At 75.3% G+C, this 1,122-nt stretch carries 1 protein-coding gene; it reads left to right on the top strand.

Features of this window, described 5'->3' with window-relative positions; translation table 11 throughout:
• On the top strand, window positions 1–1,122 hold a 1,122-nt coding region (locus tag MCM47_RS41275), incomplete at both ends, for an HAD-IC family P-type ATPase (RefSeq protein WP_238951890.1).

Raw genomic sequence — 1,122 nt, 5'->3', positions numbered from 1 at the left:
CCCTGGCCGGGGCCGACGGCCACCCGCGTGCGGACGCCCCGCCGGCCCGTTCCGTGCACGCCGACCCGGAGGTGATCAAGCAGGCGCTCGGCGTGATGGCCGGCGCGGACGCCCGCCCCAACCCGTCGATGCAGGCGGTGATCGAGGCCTACGGGCTGGGCGGGGGCGACGGCGACGGCGACGGCGCGAGCGGCGGCTGGCGGGGGATCGAGGCGATGCCGTTCTCCTCCGCCCGCAAGTGGAGCGGGGTCCAGCTGCTCGAGCCGCAGGGCGGCGAGGCCAGCTGGCTGCTCGGCGCGCCGGACGTGCTGCTGCCGGCCGGGCACCCGGCGCTCGCCGACGTGGACGAGCTCGGCACCAAGGGCCTGCGGGTGCTGCTGCTGGGCCGCACCCCCGTCCCGCTCGACGCCCCGGACCCGGCCGCCGACCTGCAGCCGCTCGCCCTGGTCGTGCTCCGGCAGCGGCTGCGCGAGGACGCCGCCGACACCCTGCGCTACTTCGAGGGCCAGCGCGTCCAGGCCAAGGTGATCTCCGGCGACGCCGCCGTCTCGGTCGGCGCCGTCGCCGCGCACCTCGGCCTGCCCGGCGCCGACCGGCCGCTGGACGCGCGCAGCCTGTCCGCCGAGCCCGCGCAGTTCGCCGACGCCGCCGAGCGGACCACCGTCTTCGGCCGGGTCACCCCGCAGCAGAAGCGGGAGCTGGTCGGCGCGCTGCAGTCACGCGGGCACACCGTGGCGATGACCGGCGACGGCGTCAACGACGTGCTGGCGCTCAAGGACGCCGACATCGGCGTGGCGATGGGCACCGGCAGCGACGCGACCAAGGCCGTCGCACAGATCGTGCTGCTGAACGACTCGTTTGCCACCCTCCCCTCCGTGGTCGCCGAGGGCCGCCGGGTGATCGGCAACATCGAGCGGGTGGCCGGGCTCTTCCTGGTGAAGACGGTCTACTCGGTGCTGCTCGCGCTGCTGGTGATCTTCACGCACTCGCCGTACCCGTTCCTGCCACGGCACTCCACGGTGCTCTCCACCCTCACCATCGGCATCCCGGCCTTCTTCCTGGCTCTGGCGCCCAACAACGAGCGGGCCCGCACCGGCTTCGTCCGCCGGGTGCTGCGGCTGG

It is taken from the genome of Kitasatospora sp. A2-31 (assembly GCF_022288725.1).
Taxonomy (GTDB): Bacteria; Actinomycetota; Actinomycetes; order Streptomycetales; family Streptomycetaceae; genus Kitasatospora.
This window is presented reverse-complemented; position numbering and strand designations above follow the sequence as displayed.